At 40.7% G+C, this 21,628-nt stretch carries 22 protein-coding genes and 1 riboswitch; of the genes, 8 read left to right on the top strand and 14 right to left on the bottom strand.

Annotated features, from left to right (window positions below; all coding sequences use genetic code 11):
* Positions 1–90: 90 nt before the first annotated feature.
* Positions 91–273, bottom strand: a riboswitch (cobalamin riboswitch).
* Between the two features lie 249 nt (positions 274–522).
* A complete protein-coding gene (gene dat / locus E2R53_RS12515) occupies positions 523–1,377 on the top strand; it encodes a D-amino-acid transaminase (protein WP_133312055.1) in 855 nt (284 codons plus the stop codon).
* Positions 1,378–1,429: 52 nt separating this feature from the next.
* Here dat and nhaC read toward each other — a convergent pair whose 3' ends face one another.
* From nhaC to E2R53_RS12500, 3 genes are all read right to left on the bottom strand, one after another.
* Positions 1,430–2,821, bottom strand: a complete 1,392-nt coding sequence (gene nhaC, locus E2R53_RS12510) for a Na+/H+ antiporter NhaC (RefSeq protein WP_133312054.1) — start codon at positions 2,819–2,821, stop codon at positions 1,430–1,432.
* A 266-nt stretch (positions 2,822–3,087) separates the two neighbouring features.
* Positions 3,088–3,369 (bottom strand): hypothetical protein, encoded by a 282-nt coding sequence (locus tag E2R53_RS12505; protein WP_133312053.1) that lies wholly within the window; start codon positions 3,367–3,369, stop codon positions 3,088–3,090.
* A 165-nt stretch (positions 3,370–3,534) separates the two neighbouring features.
* The gene (locus E2R53_RS12500) at positions 3,535–4,053 is read right to left on the bottom strand and encodes a universal stress protein (protein ID WP_165970974.1); all 519 of its coding nucleotides are present in this window, start codon (positions 4,051–4,053) and stop codon (positions 3,535–3,537) included.
* 199 nt (positions 4,054–4,252) lie between these two features.
* Here E2R53_RS12500 and E2R53_RS12495 point away from each other — a divergent pair, with 199 nt between their 5' ends.
* Positions 4,253–6,598, top strand: a complete 2,346-nt coding sequence (locus E2R53_RS12495; protein ID WP_133312051.1) for a transglycosylase domain-containing protein — start codon at positions 4,253–4,255, stop codon at positions 6,596–6,598.
* 556 nt (positions 6,599–7,154) lie between these two features.
* On the opposite strand, the gene E2R53_RS23280 is transcribed toward E2R53_RS12495, so the two are convergent.
* Entirely contained in the window at positions 7,155–7,313 is a 159-nt protein-coding gene (locus E2R53_RS23280; RefSeq protein ID WP_165970973.1) for a hypothetical protein, read from the bottom strand.
* Positions 7,314–7,490: 177 nt separating this feature from the next.
* Positions 7,491–7,805, bottom strand: coding sequence for a hypothetical protein (locus E2R53_RS12490; protein ID WP_133312050.1), 315 nt, complete (start codon positions 7,803–7,805; stop codon positions 7,491–7,493).
* 687 nt (positions 7,806–8,492) lie between these two features.
* Between E2R53_RS12490 and E2R53_RS12485 the strand changes: the two genes are divergently transcribed.
* Both E2R53_RS12485 and E2R53_RS12480 read left to right on the top strand, forming a co-directional pair.
* Positions 8,493–10,250 carry an ABC transporter ATP-binding protein gene (locus tag E2R53_RS12485; protein WP_133312049.1) on the top strand — a complete coding sequence of 586 codons (1,758 nt, stop codon included), beginning with the start codon at positions 8,493–8,495 and terminating at the stop codon, positions 10,248–10,250.
* Complete coding sequence (locus tag E2R53_RS12480) at positions 10,247–12,265, top strand: ABC transporter ATP-binding protein (protein ID WP_133312048.1); 2,019 nt, start codon at positions 10,247–10,249, stop codon at positions 12,263–12,265. The genes E2R53_RS12485 and E2R53_RS12480 overlap by 4 nt, the downstream gene beginning before the upstream one ends.
* Before the next feature lie 65 nt (positions 12,266–12,330).
* Here the strand turns inward: E2R53_RS12480 and E2R53_RS12475 are convergent, their stop codons facing one another.
* Positions 12,331–12,951: an NAD(P)-dependent oxidoreductase gene (locus tag E2R53_RS12475; RefSeq protein ID WP_133312047.1), complete on the bottom strand. Its 621-nt coding sequence runs from the start codon at positions 12,949–12,951 to the stop codon at positions 12,331–12,333.
* A gap of 181 nt (positions 12,952–13,132) precedes the next feature.
* Between E2R53_RS12475 and E2R53_RS12470 the strand changes: the two genes are divergently transcribed.
* Genes E2R53_RS12470 through E2R53_RS12460 form a run of 3 tightly spaced genes read left to right on the top strand, consistent with a single transcriptional unit; the run spans position 13,133 to position 15,389 of the window.
* A complete protein-coding gene (locus E2R53_RS12470; RefSeq protein ID WP_133312046.1) occupies positions 13,133–13,948 on the top strand; it encodes an amino acid ABC transporter substrate-binding protein in 816 nt (271 codons plus the stop codon).
* Entirely contained in the window at positions 13,935–14,636 is a 702-nt protein-coding gene (locus tag E2R53_RS12465) for an amino acid ABC transporter permease (RefSeq protein WP_133312280.1), read from the top strand. Before E2R53_RS12470 ends, E2R53_RS12465 begins: the two co-directional genes overlap by 14 nt.
* 15 nt (positions 14,637–14,651) lie before the next feature.
* Positions 14,652–15,389, top strand: coding sequence for an amino acid ABC transporter ATP-binding protein (locus E2R53_RS12460; protein WP_133312045.1), 738 nt, complete (start codon positions 14,652–14,654; stop codon positions 15,387–15,389).
* Positions 15,390–15,431: 42 nt separating this feature from the next.
* Here E2R53_RS12460 and E2R53_RS23275 read toward each other — a convergent pair whose 3' ends face one another.
* Both E2R53_RS23275 and E2R53_RS12455 read right to left on the bottom strand, forming a co-directional pair.
* A complete protein-coding gene (locus E2R53_RS23275) occupies positions 15,432–15,581 on the bottom strand; it encodes a hypothetical protein (RefSeq protein WP_165970972.1) in 150 nt (49 codons plus the stop codon).
* Between the two features lie 144 nt (positions 15,582–15,725).
* Positions 15,726–15,932, bottom strand: a complete 207-nt coding sequence (locus E2R53_RS12455; protein ID WP_029283608.1) for an alpha/beta-type small acid-soluble spore protein — start codon at positions 15,930–15,932, stop codon at positions 15,726–15,728.
* A gap of 252 nt (positions 15,933–16,184) precedes the next feature.
* On the opposite strand from E2R53_RS12455, the gene E2R53_RS12450 reads away from it, so the two are divergent.
* The gene (locus E2R53_RS12450) at positions 16,185–16,454 is read left to right on the top strand and encodes a hypothetical protein (protein ID WP_286166162.1); all 270 of its coding nucleotides are present in this window, start codon (positions 16,185–16,187) and stop codon (positions 16,452–16,454) included.
* Between the two features lie 68 nt (positions 16,455–16,522).
* On the opposite strand, the gene E2R53_RS12445 is transcribed toward E2R53_RS12450, so the two are convergent.
* The 6 genes from E2R53_RS12445 to E2R53_RS12420 all read right to left on the bottom strand — a co-directional run bounded on the left by E2R53_RS12445 (position 16,523) and on the right by E2R53_RS12420 (position 21,601).
* On the bottom strand, positions 16,523–17,635 hold the full coding sequence (locus E2R53_RS12445) for an ABC transporter ATP-binding protein (protein ID WP_133312044.1): 1,113 nt from the start codon (positions 17,633–17,635) through the stop codon (positions 16,523–16,525).
* A gap of 126 nt (positions 17,636–17,761) precedes the next feature.
* Positions 17,762–18,646 (bottom strand): PucR family transcriptional regulator, encoded by an 885-nt coding sequence (locus tag E2R53_RS12440; protein ID WP_133312043.1) that lies wholly within the window; start codon positions 18,644–18,646, stop codon positions 17,762–17,764.
* Between the two features lie 59 nt (positions 18,647–18,705).
* Positions 18,706–18,894, bottom strand: coding sequence for a hypothetical protein (locus tag E2R53_RS12435; protein ID WP_133312042.1), 189 nt, complete (start codon positions 18,892–18,894; stop codon positions 18,706–18,708).
* A gap of 51 nt (positions 18,895–18,945) precedes the next feature.
* Entirely contained in the window at positions 18,946–19,158 is a 213-nt protein-coding gene (locus tag E2R53_RS12430; RefSeq protein ID WP_133312041.1) for a YheE family protein, read from the bottom strand.
* A 23-nt stretch (positions 19,159–19,181) separates the two neighbouring features.
* Positions 19,182–20,243 carry a YheC/YheD family protein gene (locus E2R53_RS12425; RefSeq protein ID WP_133312040.1) on the bottom strand — a complete coding sequence of 354 codons (1,062 nt, stop codon included), beginning with the start codon at positions 20,241–20,243 and terminating at the stop codon, positions 19,182–19,184.
* A complete protein-coding gene (locus tag E2R53_RS12420; RefSeq protein WP_133312039.1) occupies positions 20,240–21,601 on the bottom strand; it encodes a YheC/YheD family protein in 1,362 nt (453 codons plus the stop codon). The genes E2R53_RS12425 and E2R53_RS12420 overlap by 4 nt, the downstream gene beginning before the upstream one ends.
* Between the last annotated feature and the right edge of the window lie 27 nt (positions 21,602–21,628).

Here is a 21,628-nt window from a genome sequence, read left to right as displayed (position 1 = left end):
ATCATGAGCGGATCAAACGATAGAATAAAAGGATACAAGCAGTCCTGTTATTAACCATCGTTTCATCTCCTCAGTCCCCGAAGAATTCGAAACTATAGCAATCAAATGGCAGGTCTCCTGACTTGTGATCATTCTGCGCTGAGTCCTTCCCATACTTCAATCTCGTACAGTGGTATTCCCAGTTCGTCACACTTACAGTTGCGGGGACAGTTCCGGATTTGCACCGGATTCCCTTTTAAGCCAATAAATTGGCACCTTTGCTTGCTGTTGTTTTTTCAATATGTAGTATTGTAATTTTGGTTTTTTATCAATATGTTGTGTTTGCGGTTAATTTCATCATAATGGACATGAAAAGAAATTTCAACTGAAATCTGTAAAAAAATCAAATAAAAAGTTGAAACCATTTTACAGACCAGCGTGTTTCATCATAACATAGAGAGAGGAAGTTTTTCATTCAATCTCTTTTAATAAAATCGATTTATTTCAGAAAACAGCCTTCAATCTAACCAAAGGAGCCTTCATATGTACATACTTTTAAACGGTGAATTTAAACAGAAAAACGAAGTATCCATTGATGTTGAAGATAGAGGATATCAATTCGGGGATGGCGTGTACGAGGTAATCAGAGTATATAATGGCTCATATTTTGCGATGAAAGAGCACATGGAGCGATTTATCAGAAGTGCAAAAGAGATTAAGATTGTGATTCAGCATTCAGCAGAAGAATTAACAGGGATGCTGAATGAACTCATCCAGAAAAATCAAGTGCATGATGGTGCCGTTTATATGCAAATCACACGCGGGGTAACAGGAAGGAAGCATCTTTTTCCGGGAAAAGATGTTACTCCTCAGATAGTAGCCTATCCAATTCCTTGCTCAAAGCCTGTAAAAGAGCAGGAAAAAGGCATTAAGCTGTATCTTATGGAAGATATCCGCTGGCTGAGATGTGATATCAAAAGCCTGAATTTGCTTGGGAATGTTCTCGCCAAACAGGAGGCTTACGAAAATGCAGCATACGAGGCTCTGCTTCATCGCGGTGAGTATATAACAGAGGGTTCTTCGTCTAATTTTTACGGTGTAAAAAATGGGACTATTTATACTCACCCTGCGAATCATTTGATTTTAAATGGAGTGACTCGCATGAAAGTTGCAGATCTTTGCAGAAAAAACGGATTGACGCTTGCAGAAGAGAGGTTGAAAGTAGACGATCTCAAAACGCTTGATGAAGCGTTTATTACTTCTACGACGAGTGAGGTCATACCTGTCACGGAGATTGATTCCATGAAGGTTGGAGAAGGGGTGCCCGGACCTGTTGCGAGAGAGCTTCAGCGGTTGTTTGAAGAAATGATTATCAACGAAGAAAAGGTTATTGGATAAGGTACATGTATCAAAGCAAGAAGAAACCGCTTGAAGAATCAAGCGGTTTTCCTTATGCAGCTAATTGCTCAGCAGGCTTCTTTCTGCCTGGCAAAAAACCAAATAACACACTGAATAAAGGAGACAAGTAGAGGAAGAAAGCGAATGGAAGGTACGCTATCACGTCAACACCAAGTGTCTGGGCGAAAAAGGCTCCGCTTACTCCCCATGGAATTAATGGATTGATGAGTGTACCCCCATCTTCCAAGGATCTTGATAAATATTTCTTATCAATGTTCATTTTTTCATAGGCGTCTTTGAATGATTGACCAGGAATTAAAATCGAAAGGTATTGCTCGCCTGTCACCAAATTTACTCCTATAGAAGAAGAAACCGTTGCAAGAATCAACTGACCTTTTACTTTGATCCGCATTATCAGTCCTTTTAGAATGGTTTGAATCAGCTGCATCGTATCCATTAATCCTCCTAAAGCAAAAGCAATCATGATTAATGAAATCGACCACATCATCGATTGAAGTCCGCCGCGGTTCAGCATTTTCTGAACCGTTTCCTGTTCAATCTCAAAAGCTGTGCCATTTTGCAGGACATTCAAAAACTGGGCAAAAGAAGCGCCGTCCTGAAGCAGGATTCCTGTAGCGCCTGCTGTCGCAATCCCGGCAGCAAGAGCGGGGATTACAGGAATTCTTGTCATGGCAAGGACAATCACTATCAGAGGAGAAATTAACGTCCAGCCGCTAATCTGTACATGCTGTTCCATGACAGAGATAATTTCCTGAATATTTTCAAGTGTTGCATCGTTTATCGTTAATGTCGTCCCCAAGTACCAAAAAAGGAATGCCGTAATTAAGAAGGCAGGGATAGTTGTATTCGACATATGCTTAATATGTGTGAAAATATTAACGGATGCTACTCCTGATGCAAAGTTAGTCGTATCAGACATCGGAGACATCTTATCTCCAAAACATGCACCGCAAATTACAGCTCCAGCAGCCCACTGGGCCGGAACACCTGCTGCAATCGCAACTCCCATAAGAGCCACTCCAACTGTACTCACTGTTGTGAAACTGCTTCCCACTAAAGAAGAAATAATCGTACAGCAAATCAGTGTAAGAATGAGAAGGGAACCTGGATCAATAAGATTCAATGCAGATATCATGACGGTCGGTATGGTTCCGCTGAACATCCAAGCACCGATCAGAATACCGATTAACGCAAGGATGATGATAGGCTGAACGCCATTTTGGATTCCTTTTACTAACCCTGCTTCAATTTCTTTCCATGAATATTTATAGATAAAAGCAACTCCGCTCAATAAAACGAGACATAGCATCAGCGGCAGGTGCGGTTCTGTTTTTAAGTAAAATAGACTAATAAATATAATGGCAATCATCGATAGAAAAATCATGACTGCAGCTCCAAATGGAACGGTTTTGAAATGGTTCATAACTTGTAATTCCTTCCTTTTATACTTAAACGCTTTTATGCTTTTGTGCATAAAAGTATTATATCAATCTATTAACTTATGTCAACTGGAGAAATTAGTAAGCATCTAGTCCTCTGTTCAATCAGATATCTCTGTTACTTGCCTAATATGATCTTTTACTAGCGGGAACGGGACAAATACTTGTCAGCCTGAAAGAAATACTGTCTTTTTTCCATATACCTCCTAACTAAAGAGGTGTAACAGTCAAATAAAAAGAAGAGCAGGCATTAACTGGCCTGCTCTTCTTTTTTGTATATATACAATGTATGATCCTCGCCATAGTGGAATTGGATGTTGTGGCCATTCCCATTTAACACAGGAATAAGCGTGCTGTGATACTCTTCTTCATGCACATCTCTAAAATGAAGCTTTAAAGCTTTATTAGTAATAGAAAAATTGCCGCTTACATTTTCGGACGGCTGCGTATCTTCAATATAAGCACGAAGAAGGTTTGGATTAAGGATAAAGTATTCATGAATATCATATAATACAGTATTTAAATTACTCATATGCTGTACCTCCTGAATATAGATAATTTATTTATATCCATAATAGAAGGGAGGCATACAGCTCATTTATTGGTATTTTCTGAAAAGGTTAATTGTTCGTGCATAAACCTGAAAAAGATGAATGAAATCAAAGAAACGAATGCAGGAATGCATTCGTATAAAAGGTTATTTTGCAATCAGTACTGAAATGGCTGAGTTATGGGACACTTTATCGCTTACTCCGCCAAACAGCAATTTTTTCAGGCCGCCTGAATCTCTGCTTCCCATTACGATTAAATCGGCATATTTTTCTTCTGCATATTTTAAGATCGCATCCGATGGAGAGCCTGATAAGATTTCAACCTCTCCAATCGCCTGATTCTCATCCATTTTCATTTTGATTCTTGATACAATTTCATCTGCGTTATCGAAGTAATCATGCTGAGTATGAGTTTGATCAAGCTCTTGAGAAGGAGGAGGCGCAACCGGATAGTTTTGAAGATTGTCTGTCAAATAGCCATTAGCAGGAGCACTCGGAATAACAGGCTGAACTCCTCTGGTGTGCATCACGTGTTCTTCCTGGAAAACGTGCACGACTGTCAGCTTAGATTCTAATTGTTTGCTCAGATCAATTCCTGTTTTTAAAGCTGCCTGACTTTCATCATGTCCATCATAGGCAACGACTATATGTTTAAACGTATTCATCTTGATCATATCCTCTCTAGGAAAAATGTGTTTATAAATAGATACCCTTTTTCAGAAAAAATAATCAATTCCCGTGAAGAAATCGATTACATAAAGATTTTTGGTTTTGACAGCCACATATTTTCCAAAATAGGCGTACACCTTTGATAATTAGGGTAATAAGTAGAAGCACTAATTTTCTAATTTCAGGGGGTTACTAATGATAAAGTCACTATTCTCAATTAAGGGTGTATTTACGAAGCTTTTGATTTTCGTTCTGCTGGCCATCATCCTTATGTTTATGGTACATAATGTCGTCATTGCATCACAGGATGTCAGCAAATTAGAAGAAAGAGCAAATGCGCCGACTATTATTTATGATCAAAATGGCGAGATTGCGAGCAAAATTTCAACCTCTAAAAATGAGTGGGTAGATTATGAGGATGTACCGGATCATTTCTACGAAGCTCTTCAAGCGACAGAAGATCAAAATTTCTACAATCACAGCGGAATAGATTATTTAGGAATTATCCGCGCGATGTTTAAGAATGTAGCAGCAGGAGGCGTAGTTGAGGGAGGAAGCACCCTTACTCAGCAGCTTGCTAAAAACACGCTGCTTACTCACGATCAAACATTTAAACGGAAGTTTGATGAGTACTTCATTGCGAAAAAAATAGATGAAGAATATTCAAAAGAAGAAATATTAGAACTCTATGTGAATAAGATTTATTTTGGAGAGGGAGCATGGGGGCTGAAAAGAGCAGCTAAAGTTTATTTTGGAAAAGAAGCAGCTGATCTTACAATTAATGAATCTGCTATTTTAGTAGGACTAATTAAAGCGCCGACAAACTACTCTCCTGTGAAAAACCTTGAAAAATCATTAGACCGCAGGGATGTTGTCTTAAGTTTAATGAAAAAAGAGAAGTTCATAACGGAAGCACAAATGAAAGAAGCAAAAAATGAAAAAGTTGTGCTTGAACGAAAGGAACTTGATGAATATAAAGGACGCTATCCTTTCTATGTAGATCATGTCATTGAAGAAGCCATTAAAAAATACGGTCTGACGCAAAATGAACTATTAGCGGGAGGCTTTGAGATTCATACCGAGCTGCGTCAGGATATGCAGTCCTCTATAGAAGAGGTATATAAAGACGATGCTAATTTTCCTGAAAGTCAGAGCGATCAGCTCGTTCAAAGCGGAGCAGTTCTCGTCAATCCTAAAACAGGAGGAGTACAGGCGCTTGTTGGAGGAAGAGGAGAGCATTCATTCAGACAGTTTAACAGAGCAACTCAGCTGAAAAGGCAGCCTGGTTCAACGATGAAACCATTAGCTGTTTATACACCTGCATTAGAAAACGGGATGGATGTTGATACGATGCTGAAAGATGAACCGCTCGATATTAACGGATATTCACCTAAAAACTTTGATGGCAGCTATCGTGGCGAGGTTACCATGTATGAAGCTTTAATTAAGTCATACAACGTACCTACTGTATGGGCGCTGAATGAAATCGGCGTACAAGCCGGCGTTGACGCTTCTAAACGCTTTGGCCTGCCAATTACCGAGAATGACCGTAACTTGAGTTTAGGTCTTGGGGGCCTTGATAGAGGTGTGGCTCCGCTGAATATGGCAGAAGCTTACACGGCTTTTCCAAATGAAGGAACCCGCGTTGAGGCCCATGCGATTACGAAAATTGTAGATGTTCAGGGAAATACGATTGCAGAATGGAAAAAGAAAGAAACAAACGTTACAACAAAGGAAATCGCGCAAAAAATGACCCATATGATGCTTGGCGTAGTGAAAGAAGGAACAGGGAAAAAAGCACAGCTTGAAAATCATGAGCTGGCTGGAAAAACCGGCTCCACACAGCTTGGAATTGATGGAATTGATGGAGTAAAAGATCAATGGTTTGTCGGATATACTCCAAACGTAGTTGGAGCAATGTGGCTTGGCTATGATCAAACAGATCAAAACAATTATCTGAATACGTCAAGCAGTGCGACAGCTGCACCGTTATTTAAAGTGATTATGGATGCAGCCCTGAAAAATGAGAAACCGGAGGATTTTAATCTTCCTCCTCTCAAGAAAACAGAAAGTAAGCCAAAGAAAAAGAAAACAGAAACCTCTAATGAAGAGAGTAATAAGAAACAAGAAGAAAAAAGTAAGCAAGAAGCTGATGAATTGGCTAAACGAGAAGAACAGGCAAGAATGGAAGAACAGGAACGTCTAAAGCAGGAAGAAAAAGCGAAAGCAGATGCTGAAAAGCAAAAGGCTGAAGAGCAAAAACGCAAAGAAGAGCAAGCTGAAAAAGAAGAAGAACAGGCAAGAAAAGAAGAGGAAGAAGCTAAAAAAGAAGAAGAACGCAAAAAAGAAGAAGAACGAAAGAAAGAAGAAGAGCAAAAACCAGCCGAACCTGAAGAACCAGCAGAGCCACCAGCAGAGCCAGAGCCGCCAGCAGAACCAGAACCGCCGGCAGAACCGGCAGAACCGCCTGCAGATCCAGAGCAGCCGGCAGAACCGCCAGCGGATGGCGGATCTGATGCCGGTGATGCATCAGGTAATTAACGAAAAGCTGAACGAGATCATTCTCGTTCAGCTTTTTCAGTACAATTATTTGCACTGCCGTTTCGGAGCAAGCGTCAAAATTGGGATATGCGGAAGTGGTGAATTACATTAGGTTAGGGCTGCAAAATCGGTTAGATGCACGAACTTAGGTATCAATCTCCGTTTCTTTACGCTGCAGGTCTCACTCATCCCTTTATTTACCGCAGAAGTCAAGTGTGTGGAGCGAAAGTGCATTATTTGTAAAGAAGCATACATTGCGAAAATCCAGCCTTAATATAAAACAAGGCTATATTCGTAAATATTGTTGCTAATGAATGAAATGTTAAAAGCCCATAGTGGATTGCAGCGGAGGGAACTTGACTCCTGCGGGAATTAGAGCAAAGTGGGAGACCCCGCAGGCACGAGGAGGCTCCCATGCTCCCCGCGGAAAGCAAGTTCCTCTCGCTGCAAGGAACGGACAACATTTATAATTGAAAACAACAATCTTTGCGAAAACAGCCTAAAATAAAAACACACCCTGCAAAGCAGGGTGCGGAGAAAAATATTAGTTCAAATACTATTGAAACATGGGTAATATATAAGTAATTAAAAACCAGATAATACCGAAGAATATAACCAAATATGCTGCATATTTAATAAAAGTAGCTCCAAGAAGACTGTTATTCGTTTTGTGCTCTTCTTTTCTCTCAACATTTACTTGTTTATGTTCAGACATAAGGTTCCTCTCCCTTGTTTATCTTTAAATTACATAACTACATTAAGCAGCCAGCCAATAACAACGATTGCTCCAATAACGATTAAAATAGTTCTGATCATAAGTCATAATCTCCTTTTCTCTGTTGTAATGTAAGTAAGCCATACTCCCTTTATCATTTGTAAGGGATTACTGATTTTATACCTTTACTTTTTCAGCTGTGTTTAAGAAATTCGTTGTAAATCTTGATTCAGTTGAACAAATGGTTTCCATTTCAGCTAAGATCTCACTCGGGTTATCCCCATCGATGAGCACTTTAATCTGATTGGATCCAGATGTCATCAGAAAGAAAGTAATCAAAGAAGGAAACTTTGAGACATCAACGATGCTTCGTTTTCCAGCTAAGAAGTACACCTTTCCTGAATAGTTTTTTGCGAGCTGATTTAAACTAATAATTTGATCCATTCTGAATTGATCCTGGGTACATAGACTAGTGGAAACTAACTGGCTCATTGTTTTCCTCCTTCAATTTTCCTTATCTTCTGTTGTTTGTTACAGTTCTTTACCTTGTTTTTTGTTTTTTGAAACATCTTGAAGGTGAAAATGATGATATGTACCTATAAACCTCTTTTTTTATGGGGGTCAATTTCGCGGATCTGGATGTAAAGATATAGGCAGAAGGAAGATAAATCCACCTCTTTTGCAGAGTGCGTTTGAAATTATTGCATATAGAACGGCTGTCTTTATTGAAGAATAAAAATTGCAGGTTAACCAGAAAATAAGGAAAAATTCCAATTGACAAAATAATGAAAAAGATGGTAATCTATCTAAGGATTAAAATAAAAATTTGGTAAAGGAGGGGTTTGACATGAAAAAATTAATTGTGATTGCGTATGATCGAAGCGTTCTTTCTTGTGCAGCCCCGCCATACCTTTATACCGTTTAGAGTAATCAGTCTCTGAATATAAAAAGGAAAAGGCACAGGGGTATGCTGCATTGTATCCTTCTGTGCCTTTTTATGTTTGATTGTAAAAAGGCAGATCCCCGGCATGCGGAGGTTTGCCTTTTTTATATAATATAAATCTTAAAGGAGGAAGCGAGTATGTTTGTAATGATGATGAAAAAAGAGAAATTGATGAAAAAAGGAGATCCAGACAGCGGTTAGCAGGATAAGGTTAGATAGACAAAGGAGATGATCAGATGTTCTCGGTGTTAGTGAAGTTAGGCTGGTTTTTTAAAAAGTATTGGAAGCGGTATACGGCTGCAATCGTATTGCTTTTAGTTGTAAATGTTCTTGAAATTATTCCCCCTAAACTGCTTGGGAATGCTATAGATGATATTCAGGTTGGACAATTTTCGAGTGAGCTGCTCGTTCAATATATTGTCTTGTTTCTTGGATTGGGTGTTCTAGTTTATATTTTATCTTATTTTTGGATGTACAATTTATTTGGCGGGGCTCATCTCGCTGAGAGAATCCTAAGGTCTAAACTGATGGGGCAATTCCTAGTGATGACTCCGCGCTTTTATGAGAAAAACAGAACGGGAGATCTAATGGCCAGGGCCACAAATGATTTGAAGGCCATCTCGACGACCGCCGGATTTGGGATTTTGACATTGGTTGACTCAAGCATGTTCATGCTGACGATTCTGTTGACAATGGGAATACTCATCAGCTGGAAGCTTACATTTGCCGCAATACTTCCTCTTCCGATTATGGCAGTTGCGATGGGAATCTACGGCAAAAAAATTCATGCCAGGTTCATGGCAGCTCAGGACTCATTCGGCGATATGAATGACCAGGTGCTGGAGTCAGTGGCAGGCGTGCGTGTGATTCGTGCTTACGTTCAGGAAAAAGCGGATGTAAACCGGTTTAACACGTTAACGGATGATGTTTTTAAGAAAAATGTCAGTGTAGCAAAAATTGACGCATTATTTGAACCGACAATGAAGCTGCTTGTCGGGATCAGTTATTTGATTGGACTCGGTTATGGCGCATACTTAGTTTTTCATAATGAAATTACCCTTGGTGAGCTGGTGTCCTTTAACGTTTACCTTGGAATGATGATCTGGCCGATGTTTGCCATTGGGGAACTGATCAATATCATGCAGAGGGGCAACGCATCACTTGACCGGATCAACGAAACACTATCTTATGAAGCAGATGTGAAAAATCATGATCAGGCGGAGGATATTGATTCACCTAAAAAGATTGAGTTTAAAGATGTATCGTTTCAGTATCCTTCTTCTGAAGTAGAGAACTTAAAGCATGTCAGCTTAACAGTAAATAGAGGGGACACAATCGGAATTGTAGGCAAAACCGGCAGCGGTAAAACAACAATCGTTAAACAGCTGCTCAGGCAATATCCGTCTGGAAGCGGTGAAATCACAATGTCCGGGGTTCCAATTGAGAAAATACCTCTTGAAACCTTGCAGCGCTTTATTGGATATGTTCCTCAGGATCACGTGTTGTTTTCAAGAACAGTGAGAGAGAATATTTTATTTGGAAAAAAAGAAGGATCAGACGCAGAGCTGAATAAAGCAATCGATCTTGCTTTTTTCAGAAAAGATCTTGAAATGCTGCCTGATGGATTGAATACATTAGTAGGGGAAAAGGGAGTTGCATTATCTGGAGGTCAAAAACAGCGGATCTCCATTGCACGTGCCCTTCTGATCAATCCGGAAATTCTGATTTTAGATGATTCCCTGTCAGCTGTTGATGCAAAAACGGAAACAGCCATCATTTCAAATATTAGAAGTGAGCGTGCCGGGAAGACAACATTTATTACGACACACCGTCTATCTGCTGTCGAACACGCAGACTGGATTCTTGTGCTCGATGAAGGAAAAATCATTGAAGAAGGCAGGCATCAAACGCTGCTTTCGAATAACGGCTGGTACAAAGAGCAATATGAACGCCAGCAAATTGAAGCTGAAAACGAAGGCGGGGTGGGAGCATGAGCACAGGAAAAAGACTGATACGCTATGCTGCCCTTTATAAAAGAACATTAATACTTGCTTTAATCATGCTTGCTGTTGCAGTCGGGGCTGAGCTTACAGGACCATTTATCGCAAAAAAAATGATCGATGACCACATATTGGGCATTGAGAAGAAGTGGCATGAAACTGCAGAAGGGGAAAATGCTGTAGCCTACAAAGGATCCTGGTATAAACGCGAGGATTACTTTGAACCAGGTGAAGAAAAAGGCAAAGAAGTTCACATTCTGCAAGTGCAGCGCGACTATTATTTCATAACTGGTGAAATTCGGTTTGACGGAGACAGAAGAGCGGCCGGCAATTCAGTCATTATTGAACGAGGAACAGATTCTGCTTCTTATACAGGCAGCAGGCTGACTTCTGAACAGCTGTTTGCATTTTATCAGCCTGAAATTAAAGGGCTCATCACTTTAATTGCCATTTATTTTGGTTTGCTTGTCTTTGCTTCATTCTTTCACTATGGGCAGAGGTACTTTCTGCAAATTACTTCAAACCGCATTATTCAAAAGATGCGCCAGGATGTATTTGAGCATATACAGCGCTTGCCGGTTGTTTATTTTGATAATCTTCCGGCAGGAAAAGTTGTTGCAAGAATTACAAATGATACGGAAGCAATCAGAGAACTGTTTGTAGCTGTGCTTTCAACATTCTTTACAAGTGCCATCTATATAACAGGTATTTTCATTGCCTTATTCCTGCTTGATGCAAAACTTGCATTAATCTGTACGGTCATCCTGCCGATCCTTGTCGTCTGGAGCATCGTATACCGAAAGTATGCTTCAACCTATAATCATAAGATTCGATCCCTTGTCAGCGATATTAACGGAACAATTAATGAATCCATTCAGGGAATGACGATTATTCAGGCTTTCCGCAGACAGGAAGAAACGAAAGCGGAATTTGAAGAATTAAACGCATCCCATTTTCACTATCAGAATAAACTGCTGAGCCTGAACTCCCTGCTGTCGCATAATATGGTAGGTTTTATGCGGAACTGTGCGTTTGTGGCGCTTATCTGGTATTTTGGAGGAGCCTCTTTAGGCGTTGGTTCTATTGTTTCGATAGGAGTTCTGTATGCGTTTGTTGATTATTTAAACAGGCTTTTTCAGCCAATCACAGGTATTGTGAATCAATTCGCCCAGCTTGAAACAGCGCGTGTTGCGTCTGAGAGAGTGTTTAGCCTGCTTGATGAAAATGGAACGGATGTCAGCGAGAAAAAAGAACCTCGCTATAAAGGAAATGTGGCATTTGAAAATGTTTGGTTCGGCTATAAAGAAGGCGAGTACGTTTTAAAAAATATTGATTTTGAAGCGAAGCAGGGTGAAACCGTAGCATTAGTCGGGCACACCGGCTCAGGAAAAAGTTCGATTATGAATTTACTGTTTCGTTTTTACGATATAAAAGAAGGCAAAATCACAATTGACGGCAAAGATATATTATCCATGCCGCGCCAGGCAGTCAGAGAGCATATGGGGATTGTGCTTCAGGATCCATTTTTGTTCACAGGAACGATTGCTTCGAATGTAAGCCTTGATAATCCGGATATCACCAGAGAACAAGTGGAGAAAGCGTTAAAAGATGTTGGCGCAGATCAATTGCTGAAGCATCTGCCCCTTGGATTTGATGAGCCTGTTATCGAAAAAGGAAGCACGCTCTCATCGGGACAGCGCCAGCTGATCTCATTTGCAAGAGCGCTCGCTTATGATCCTGCCATTCTCATATTAGATGAAGCTACGGCAAGCATTGATACAGAAACAGAAGCTGTCATTCAAGATGCACTTGAAGTTCTGAAAAAAGGCAGAACAACATTTATCATTGCTCATCGGCTTTCTACTATTAAGAATGCAGATCAAATCCTTGTCCTTGACCGGGGTGAAATAGCGGAGCGGGGCAATCACGATGAATTAATGAAACAAAAAGGAAAGTACTATCAAATGTATGAACTGCAGCAGGGAAAACAGAATACCCTTGCAGGATAAGAAAACCACGTGCCTGATTTAGTCAGGCACGTGGTTTTTGTTTTTTTTTAGAAGATAGTAATGCCTTAGTAAGCCAGTCCGACCCGTTTACGGATAAAGGACTTTTCAATTAGAACCTGATAAGTGAAATACCCTGTATCCTCAGCAGATATTTGCTTTCCGTGTTCCGGAAGATAATTTTCCTCAAATCTGTACTTCTTTGTTAATTCTCCATCTGGCAGGTAAGTGGGACAGACGATTGTCCATTGGAGATTGGACTCTTTTAATGTCTGATAGACATTTAAATGTTCGTTCGCTGCTCTTGTCAAAGTCCGTTTCGACTCATTTGATTGAAATCTGTACAGGTCAGGATTGGATTTTGCCTGTAAAATACCAGCTGTTCCAATTGTAATTACTCTGTTTATGTTTTCATTTTTGATTGCCTGTACAATCAGCGGCACTGCGACTGTAAGGGTATCATCTCCATCGGTGCCGAGACAGCTGACAACTGCATCACAGCCTGAAACTGTTTTCTCGATGCTTTGAAGATTACGTGCATTTCCTTTAATCATCTCAGCATTTTTATCTATGTTCTCTATTTTTGAAGGATCTCTGACAAGCAACCGGACATTGTGCCCTTCATTTAGGGCTTGTTCTAAGAATGCTCTGCCAACTCTTCCTGTTCCGCCAAATAGTGCGATTTTCATAACAAACTCTCCTGTCGGTTTTCTTTCATTTTACTTCATTTGAAGGAGAAGAGAAAAACATACTATGTTCTAAACTGGTTACACTAAAAAAGTAAAACAAATCAATTGACAGAAGGCGGTCTTGGAGGTAATATTCTAACGTACTTTATTAAAATCCGATAAGATTAGTGGGGGTTTAAACATGAAAAGATTTTTTAGTCTATTTGCACTTTTATCAGTGTTTGTGCTGATTTTGTCTGCTTGCGGAACAGGCGGCGATAAAAAGAAAGAAGGGGATCAGGCAGGAACTGACGCTGAACTGTTTGACAAAGTAAAAGAAGAGGGTGTGCTTGTCATTGGAACAGAAGGTACATATCCTCCTTTCACATTCCATGATGACAAAGATAAATTAACCGGCTTTGATGTAGAAATCGCACAAGAAGTTGCAAAGCGTCTTGGCGTGAAGGCTGAGTTTAAAGAAACACAGTGGGATGCAATGTTCGCCGGTCTTGATGCTAAACGTTTTGACATGATTGCCAACCAGGTAGGCATCAAACCTGAACGCACGGAAAAATATGATTTCTCTGAACCATATATTTCATCTGCCGCTGTACTTGTCACACATAAAGACAATAAAGACATTCAATCATTTAAAGATTTAAAAGGGAAAAAAGCAGCACAATCTTTAACAAGCAACTACGGGGAAATTGCCAAAGAAAATGGTGCTGAGCTTGTTGGTGTAGAAGGATTTACTCAAGCAATCGATCTCATTAATTCTAAACGTGCAGATGCAACGATCAACGACAAGCTATCTGTCCTTGATTTCCAGAATCAGCGCGGCAACGCACCCATTCAAATTGTTGATGAAAGTGAAGATGCTGCACAAAGCGGACTAATGTTCCGCAAAGACAGCGGCAAGTTAGTGGAAGAAGTGAATAAAGCATTAGCAGAAATGAAAGAAGACGGCACGTATAAGAAAATCTCCGAGAAATGGTTTGGCGAAGATGTATCTGAATAATATTTTTGCAGACCCTGAACGGTTAGAACGTTTGGCCAATATTGCACAAAGTTCCCTTCTCCCTTTGGTGAAGGGAGCTTTGTATTATTCACTTCCTTTGACACTGATCTCCTTTGCTATTGGAATGATTCTTGCTGTTCTGACAGCTTTGGCAAGGATATCAACAATAAAACCTTTTCAGATAATCGCAAGAATATACGTTTCAATTATTAGAGGAACTCCGCTCCTTGTCCAATTGTTTATCATCTTTTATGGTCTTCCAAGTGTAGGAGTGACAATCAGTCCGTTTATCTCAGCAGTAATTGGTTTCTCCCTGAATGTCGGTGCATATGCATCAGAAATAATCAGAGCCGCTATACTATCTACACCTAAAGGACAATGGGAAGCGGGATATTCAATCGGAATGAGCTACTCGCAGACGCTAAAAAGAATTATATTGCCGCAGGCTACGCGTGTATCGATACCGCCGCTCTCCAACACCTTTATCAGTTTAGTAAAGGATACATCACTTGCATCATTAATTCTTGTAACAGAGATGTTCAGAAAAGCCCAGGAAATTGCATCAACGAATTATGAATTCCTGCTCATGTATTCTGAAGCCGCTCTGCTTTACTGGATCATTTGCTTGGCGCTATCGGTCATCCAGCAGCGAATTGAAGGAAAACTGGACCGCTATGTTGCAAGGTAGTAAAGGAGCACTCATATGATTTTAATAAAAGGATTGCATAAAAGCTTTGGTGAATTAGAAGTTCTAAAAGGCATTGATTTGGAGATTGAAAAGGGGAAAGTAGTTGTTGTGATCGGACCATCCGGGTCTGGAAAAACAACATTCCTAAGATGCCTGAACGTACTGGAAGTACCGACAAAGGGGATCATTCAGCTTGATCAGCAAACACTTGATTTCTCGGGGAATGTGGCTAAAAAAACAATTACTGAGTTTAGAAGCAATACCGGTATGGTTTTTCAAAGCTATAATCTTTTCCCGCATAAAACAGCCCTTGAAAATGTAATTGAAGGGCCAGTAATCGTGAAGAGAGAAAACAAAGAAACAGCCGTGAAAAAAGCAAGTGCCCTGCTTGAAAAAGTAGGCCTTGGGGATAAAATGGATTTCTATCCTTTTCAGCTCTCAGGCGGGCAGCAGCAGCGCGTAGGCATAGCAAGAGCCCTTGCGATGGAGCCTAAGGTTATGCTGTTTGACGAGCCTACTTCAGCCCTTGATCCTGAACTTATCGGCGACGTACTCAATGTGATGAAAGATTTAGCCGCAGAAGGAATGACCATGGTGGTCGTCACTCATGAAATGCGATTTGCAAAAGATGTGGCAGATGAAGTGATCTTCATGGATAATGGGGTCATCGTAGAACGCGGTGCACCAGCTGAAGTATTTGATCATCCAAAAGAAGAACGGACAAAACGTTTCCTTAGAAAACTTGAAGAGTAGGCGCGAGCGGTTATGCAGCCTGCTCTTTTTTTATGGTGAAATTTACAGCTTTACAGATTTAACCTCATTCAGCAGCTGCTTTTTTTCCTGTTCAAAATAATACACTCTGGGCATGTTAAAGTGAACAATCATTTCATGTGCGAGGCTCGCGCAAATGAATGTAACAGCTCTCCAATCAATGGTTTCAAACATGGAGCATTCTCCTTCTGGATGTTTTCTTCATGTATATGGAGAAGGGAACTTGTTTGATACTAAGGGCTGATAAGAAATGTGGAAACTGGAAAAGACCCCGGCGGAATGCCAGGGTCCTTTAAGCCATGTTATTTGGTTGTCTTATTAGAATTTTCCGCCCATGTTTGATTGAGCATATGAAACTAAACGTTTTGTGATTTCTCCGCCAACAGATCCGTTAGCACGAGCAGTTGTTTCTGGTCCTAAGTTCACTCCGAACTCAGAAGCGATTTCGTACTTCATTTGATCGATTGCTTGTTGTGCACCAGGTACAACTAGTTGATTTGAAGAATTGCTGCGTGATTGTGCCATGTAAATACACTCCTTGAAATAATATAGTTTTTGGGTAAGCTGGAGTTGCACCAGTGCATGAGTCGAAATGATTCATGGCCTTCTCGGCTAACCCATCATGTGAGGGTGCAGCGGGTGTTCAACTGTTGTTATTACGTATTATGTATTTCCCGTGAAAATATATGCACATGCGAAAATGGTAATTATTATGGAAATATAGGTGTTACATAAAGTGAAAGAGAGTTAGGGAATATATAAAGAGGAATCAAGTATATGAAGCTGCAGGTGATAAAAATGAACATGTGCCCGCTTTGTAATGGGTTTAACAGTGAGATGGAAGCAGCAGCCTGTCCGAATTGCAAAATCAGCATGACGGATCATGGAAAAATAACCGATTATTTAGATGAATACAGCGCATATATGGAAATCGACACAATGAAGCTATTCGATGGGGTCATGGATTCTCTTGAATCACATCAGTGCATCCATTTGTTTTCTTGCAGCAATTGTCTTCATGAAGAGGCAATACACATTAGGGAGTAAGAATGTGCGGGGAAGGCGAGGAAATAAAAAAATCAGCCTGAGAGAGTCTCAGGCTGATTTGATGTTTATTATTGTTCACTTGCCGGACGAATACGAACCTCTGTCTCTTTATCAAAGAAGTGAGACTTGTTCATGTCAAGAGCAAGCTGGATGATTTGGTCTGGTCTTACGTCTGTACGTGAATCTACACGTGCAATGAAGTCCTGGCCGTCGATTTTAGAGTAGAGCATCGTTTCAGCACCCATAAGCTCAGATACTTCGATTTTAGCATCTACTTTTGATCCGTGAGAAGATTCGATGAACACTGGCTCATCATGGATATCTTCAGGACGCACGCCCATGATCAATTCTTTGCCAACGTAGCCTTGCTCGCGAAGATATTTCATTTTGCCTTCAGGAACAACAATGGATTGAGTTCCGATAGAGAATTTGCCGTCTGTTAATTGACCACTAAAGAAGTTCATAGATGGTGAACCGATAAATCCGCCAACAAAAAGGTTTTCAGGCTTTTCATATACTTCTTTAGGAGCGCCGACCTGCTGGATGATGCCGTCTTTCATAACAACAAGGCGTGTAGCCATTGTCATTGCTTCTGTTTGGTCATGTGTTACGTAAATTGTTGTTGTTTGCAGGCGGTGATGAAGCTTAGAAATTTCAGCACGCATTTGCACACGCAATTTAGCATCCAAGTTTGATAAAGGCTCATCCATTAAGAATACTTTTGCGTCACGAACGATGGCACGTCCAAGTGCAACACGCTGACGCTGACCGCCTGACAATGCTTTAGGCTTGCGGTCTAAATATTGATCTAGACCCAAAATGCGAGAAGCATCTTTCACACGGCGATCAATTTCTTCTTTAGGGAATTTGCGGAGCTTAAGTCCAAATGCCATGTTGTCATAAACAGACATATGAGGATAAAGCGCGTAGTTCTGGAAAACCATCGCGATGTCGCGGTCTTTCGGCGCAACGTCATTCATGCGTTTGCCGTCAATTGAGAAGTCGCCTTTAGAAATTTCTTCAAGGCCTGCAATCATACGAAGAGTCGTTGATTTACCGCAGCCTGATGGGCCGACGAAAACGATGAATTCTTTATCTTGAATGTGAAGATTAAAATCTTCAACTGCCGTTACCTTGTTATCATACATTTTATAAATATTGTTTAATTTAAGCTCAGCCATTTGAATCCTCCTCAGAAAATGAAAACGTTTTATTTATAAATTCAGTGTAATTCATTTCTGAGGATAAGCCTATGGACAGGTTGCACAAAAAAATGTAAGGGTTTTCGTGCAGGGTGAACAGCTTAGTTATTCTGCAAGCTGCTCCAAGTACTTCATCATTAAAGAAAATGCAGCTGCTTCGTGAAAATGCTTAATGTCGAGCCCTGTTTTTTCAATGAACTTGTCAATCCGGTATTGAACGCTGTTTCTGTGCATGTACAATTTTTTTGCTGTAAGGGACACGTTTAGGTTGCATTCAAAATAAACCTTCAATGTTTGCACTAGCTCGCTGTCCTCTAAAGATTCTCTCAATAATTCAGATATGAGCTGTCCGCTGACACTTCCGTTAAGAAAGAGCACGGGCAGAGCCTCTGAAAATGTTACGCATTTTTTCATCCTGAACGAATTGTAAATCACTTCAAAGCTTGCCTGCTCAGATAAAATTCTTGCTTTTAATTCAACTGACATTTTATGAAGCTGGCCAATATAGACGTGCAGCTCGATGAAAAAATCGCTGGTAAATGTGTCAATCCATTGATCGAAGCTTTCCTTATCAATGACCGGTTCAGGGCTTTCTTCAAAGATAATGCCTTTATGGCGGCTGATCCAGAGAATAGTTGAAGCTGGAATCGATCCCTGCATCGCTTCTTCAAAGCTCTGCCTGTCAGAGACCGGCTGTTTGCTGAAGAAGTAATAGCACCTGATGCTGTTTGCCGATGGAACGAAAGGAGGGCTGTTTTCACCGTACAGATAGTGCAGCCATTTTTCAGAACGCTCACTGTGTACTCCAAAACCCGAATCATAAGATGTATATAAAGTCGAAAGCAGGCTTTCTTCCTGTTCAGATAAGGCTTCTTTTAGGATGCCGAATACCTGGCCATCTTCTGTTTTGTACCATTTGTAGCCCTTTTTTTCATGCGAATAGGCAAGAGAGAAGGCTTCTTTGTAGTGGGATGCTAATTTATCAATCATCGTGATAACTCCTTTCCCTGCCTTTCTATTATATAAAAAAAAGAGAGCCTGGCGATAGCCTAGCTCTCATTTTGAGCGGGAGGTTCTTCTTGTTCGAGGTCGCGCGCCTCTTCAATATTCGTGTACTTATCCCGCATATGCACAGAACCGCCTGATAATCCTTCGTTGATCATTCGGTCAATATCCAGATAGGCTTTATCTCTGCCCTCATACTCTGTATCTTTTTGTTCCTTTGCTTTGTTTTTCAAAGTGAACCCTCCTTCGCTGTTTGCTCTTATTTTGCGGAGGAAAGGCTGAAATTAACCGTCATAAACGTGAAACAGCATTAACTCGTGAATGCGGGACCGAATTTGTTCCTCGTCATCTAATGCAGGTTTGGACGTGCCCCACTCGATTTCGCCATTTTTATGGTAAATGGCATCGCAGTGAATCCCTTTATAGTAAAAAGAGACACGCCAGCCTGGCAGATTTGTTTGTTTAAACAAAGGCTGCCATTGAAAGTGTGTAATCATCTCATTCATCGCTCCTTATGATTTTATCTTAAAGGAAATCGGGAGCGAAGTGAAGATGTACCTGCAGAAAGGTGCATAAATAAAGCGGCAAGCTTGTTAATGCGGTGCGTTTGAATATGGGGCTCATCAAAGGGCATAGGCTTGCTGTTTACTTCGTAAATGACCGGGCCTGATTCCGTTACTCCTATATCCATTGAAAATTCTCCAATTTGGCCATAATGGGAGGCTAACTCCCTGCCGGCAGTTCTTGCAATCATTTGAAGCTCCTCCATGCTGACTCTATCTGAAACAGATTCAAATGGTAAAATCGATCCGCCATTTGGAACATGTGTCGTCAGTGTTTGACGATTTGCAGCAGAACGTACGCCGATGCCGCAGATGTGATAATCATCTTTGCCTAACAATGTGAGCACCCGAAGGTCATATTTTTTGTTTTGAAAGGTATCTGAGGCTACTTCTTTTTGAATGAGATAGCCTTCATAGAAAGGGTGTTTTTTTTCAGCAAAAAACGTTTTATCACATAATTCACTTGAACCATCAATCGATGTTACCTCATATTGATGTTCCTCAGAGCGTATCCGGTAAATTCCCTGGCCCTGACTGCTCCTTAATGGCTTCAAATACGCACCTGAACAGGCTGAGAGAAAAGAGTGAATATCCTCTGCGGATTGAACTTTTTCTGCAGGGGGGAGATAGGACTGCAAAGATTTAGACAGGATTTGATGCACATCCCACTTATCAAAATAGACAGAATTAAAAAAAGGGATTTGGGAGGAGATTATTTCTTTTTTAAGCAACAGAAAGGTTTCCGAGCTTTCTTCGTCCCGTGAAGCGATCCGATTGTAGATCACATTCGGATACGGGCATGCCATTTTTGCCCATTGCTGCTTTTTACTGCTGAAGGCAAATCCTTCAATATATTTTTCTTTTACACCGTTTAAAGTAAATACATAGCAAAAACCGCCCGCAGCTTTCATCTTGCGCTGAAGGCTTTTGAAATAGGTGCCATCTCCATGAAAGATTTTTCCCTTTCCGCCTTCTCCTGTCAGGATGCCGACGATTGGCCAGCAAGAAAGCAGGCTCATTTGTAAAGCACCTCTGGTTCTTCAATCGCTTTTTTAGATAAATAAAGAGCATACTGAAGTGACAGCTTTCTTGAGTGCAAATCTTCTTCTTTAAGTGAAGGATGAGAAAAGATCGATCTGCCCGGTTTTGAATTTGCCTCAAACAGCCAAACATTGCCGCAGTCGTCTATGCCAAAATCAAAGCCGATTTCACCAATAAAGCCTTCAATACATTGATCGATTTTCTCGCTTAGAACAAGAGCTGCAGAAGTGAGTGAACGAAAAGCCTGATTGCGTTCATCTTTCTGATCAAAAAGCTCTTCAAGTGTTTTGACAGTGCCTCCATTATCTACATGTGTAGTAACACTGCCTTTGCCGGCAATTTTGGCGGCAATGGCGGTAACGTGAAATCGGCCCATTGAATCCTTATTTGTATGGACACGGAAGTCAACTTGCTGCTGCTCGATCCGAATGAGTTTTATCCGCTCTTGGAGGAGGTAATCTTCCATCTTTCTGCTTCCAAATGAAAACTTGAAAAATTGATCCAGCGATTTGTATTTGCGCAGGATATTATCTTCCTGAGAACGGTACCTGCAGTAGTAGATATGCTCATCAGGCTCATAAATTAACTGAAAAACACCCAGTCCAAGACTTCCATTTCTCGGCTTTAAATACACGCTATTATGACGGCGGAGCATTTTTTCTATTTGCTCGTATGAGGGATCAAGCATCGTTTCCGGCAAATACACGGCTGCTTCAGCGTGGGAAAGGAGGAGCTCGTGAATCGTCCATTTATCAAAGAACCCCGGATTAAACCATGGTATCCCATACTCGGTTTTAAGCCGTTTTTTAACCATTTTCATCGCATGATGATCTTCGGTTTCCCGATTTGGCAGCCGGTCATATACAACGTTCGGAAGCGGGATTTTCATTTGCCTCCATCCATCATCATCAAATGTATAACCATTTACAATGCCGGATTCCCAGTCAATGAGGTGAGCCCCAAAAACATAGGCAAACAATCCGGCTGCTTTTTGAGCTGTTAAGTATTTTGCGAAAAATAACGAACGATTACCAATAGGGCGCAGAATGGAGCCGGTAAATCCAGCAGTAAATATACCTATCAGCGGTCCCAGGTATACAGAGTTCTGGTGAAGAATCAATTGTGTTTTTCCAAGAGGAAGGCGGATCTGATCCATTAAGTCCTTTGATATCTTAATAGCACCATTCAGCTCCTGAAATTCAACAAAGCATGGAGATGCTGCGGTTCCAAAAACAACCTCGGTGATCATCTCATTCGTTTCATGTCTGACGGAAGCCGGAAGTATCAATTTTTTTGCTTCAGAGAATATGGCAGTAATGCTGTAAGAAGGATTCATAAAACACCTCCTGCATAGAATAGAAAA

It is taken from the genome of Peribacillus frigoritolerans, from assembly GCF_004358755.1.
GTDB lineage: Bacteria > Bacillota > Bacilli > Bacillales > Bacillaceae > Bacillus_P.
This window is presented reverse-complemented; position numbering and strand designations above follow the sequence as displayed.

What these genes read in the sequence shown, in the direction of transcription:
- E2R53_RS12445 (WP_133312044.1), bottom strand. Translation starts at nt 17,635, where the DNA reads ATGGCTGAGCTTAAATTAAACAATATTTATAAAATGTATGATAACAAG.
- E2R53_RS12420 (WP_133312039.1), bottom strand. Translation starts at nt 21,601, where the DNA reads ATGAATCCTTCTTACAGCATTACTGCCATATTCTCTGAAGCAAAAAAA.
- E2R53_RS12470 (WP_133312046.1), top strand. Translation starts at nt 13,133, where the DNA reads ATGAAAAGATTTTTTAGTCTATTTGCACTTTTATCAGTGTTTGTGCTG.
- E2R53_RS12475 (WP_133312047.1), bottom strand. Translation starts at nt 12,951, where the DNA reads ATGAAAATCGCACTATTTGGCGGAACAGGAAGAGTTGGCAGAGCATTC.
- dat (WP_133312055.1), top strand. Translation starts at nt 523, where the DNA reads ATGTACATACTTTTAAACGGTGAATTTAAACAGAAAAACGAAGTATCC.
- E2R53_RS12440 (WP_133312043.1), bottom strand. Translation starts at nt 18,646, where the DNA reads ATGATTGATAAATTAGCATCCCACTACAAAGAAGCCTTCTCTCTTGCC.
- E2R53_RS12480 (WP_133312048.1), top strand. Translation starts at nt 10,247, where the DNA reads ATGAGCACAGGAAAAAGACTGATACGCTATGCTGCCCTTTATAAAAGA.
- E2R53_RS12490 (WP_133312050.1), bottom strand. Translation starts at nt 7,805, where the DNA reads ATGAGCCAGTTAGTTTCCACTAGTCTATGTACCCAGGATCAATTCAGA.
- E2R53_RS12495 (WP_133312051.1), top strand. Translation starts at nt 4,253, where the DNA reads ATGATAAAGTCACTATTCTCAATTAAGGGTGTATTTACGAAGCTTTTG.
- E2R53_RS12425 (WP_133312040.1), bottom strand. Translation starts at nt 20,243, where the DNA reads ATGAGCCTGCTTTCTTGCTGGCCAATCGTCGGCATCCTGACAGGAGAA.
- E2R53_RS12430 (WP_133312041.1), bottom strand. Translation starts at nt 19,158, where the DNA reads ATGATTACACACTTTCAATGGCAGCCTTTGTTTAAACAAACAAATCTG.
- E2R53_RS12460 (WP_133312045.1), top strand. Translation starts at nt 14,652, where the DNA reads ATGATTTTAATAAAAGGATTGCATAAAAGCTTTGGTGAATTAGAAGTT.
- nhaC (WP_133312054.1), bottom strand. Translation starts at nt 2,821, where the DNA reads ATGAACCATTTCAAAACCGTTCCATTTGGAGCTGCAGTCATGATTTTT.
- E2R53_RS12455 (WP_029283608.1), bottom strand. Translation starts at nt 15,932, where the DNA reads ATGGCACAATCACGCAGCAATTCTTCAAATCAACTAGTTGTACCTGGT.
- E2R53_RS12505 (WP_133312053.1), bottom strand. Translation starts at nt 3,369, where the DNA reads ATGAGTAATTTAAATACTGTATTATATGATATTCATGAATACTTTATC.
- E2R53_RS12450 (WP_286166162.1), top strand. Translation starts at nt 16,185, where the DNA reads ATGAAGCTGCAGGTGATAAAAATGAACATGTGCCCGCTTTGTAATGGG.
- E2R53_RS23280 (WP_165970973.1), bottom strand. Translation starts at nt 7,313, where the DNA reads ATGTCTGAACATAAACAAGTAAATGTTGAGAGAAAAGAAGAGCACAAA.
- E2R53_RS12485 (WP_133312049.1), top strand. Translation starts at nt 8,493, where the DNA reads ATGTTCTCGGTGTTAGTGAAGTTAGGCTGGTTTTTTAAAAAGTATTGG.
- E2R53_RS23275 (WP_165970972.1), bottom strand. Translation starts at nt 15,581, where the DNA reads ATGTTTGAAACCATTGATTGGAGAGCTGTTACATTCATTTGCGCGAGC.
- E2R53_RS12465 (WP_133312280.1), top strand. Translation starts at nt 13,935, where the DNA reads ATGTATCTGAATAATATTTTTGCAGACCCTGAACGGTTAGAACGTTTG.
- E2R53_RS12500 (WP_165970974.1), bottom strand. Translation starts at nt 4,053, where the DNA reads ATGAATACGTTTAAACATATAGTCGTTGCCTATGATGGACATGATGAA.